Source organism: Citrobacter sp. TBCS-14 (assembly GCF_005280805.1).
Taxonomy (GTDB): domain Bacteria; phylum Pseudomonadota; class Gammaproteobacteria; order Enterobacterales; family Enterobacteriaceae; genus Citrobacter; species Citrobacter gillenii.
Window position 1 is genome coordinate 1 of sequence record NZ_SZWM01000052.1, and the last position, 262, is coordinate 262.

General features: G+C 54.2%; 1 protein-coding gene. It reads left to right on the plus strand.

Going from position 1 to position 262, the window contains the following annotated elements; all coding sequences use genetic code 11:
- Positions 1–262: FAD-binding protein (locus tag FDX22_RS00250; RefSeq protein ID WP_146716555.1), on the plus strand; the 262-nt coding region annotated here is incomplete at both ends.

The following is a 262-nucleotide window of genomic DNA, read 5'->3' on the forward strand; positions in this document are numbered from 1 at the left end:
CCCACGTTGAAGACACGCTGATTGCAGGGGCCGGTCTTTGCGATCGTCATGCCGTTGAGTTTGTAGCCAGTAACGCCCGCTCGTGTGTCCAGTGGCTAATTGATCAAGGCGTCTTATTTGATACTCAGGTTCAACCCAATGGCGAAGAGAGCTATCATCTGACCCGAGAAGGCGGCCATAGCCATCGACGAATCCTGCATGCGGCAGATGCCACTGGTAAAGAGGTCGAAACCACATTGGTCAGCCAGGCGCAAAGTCATCC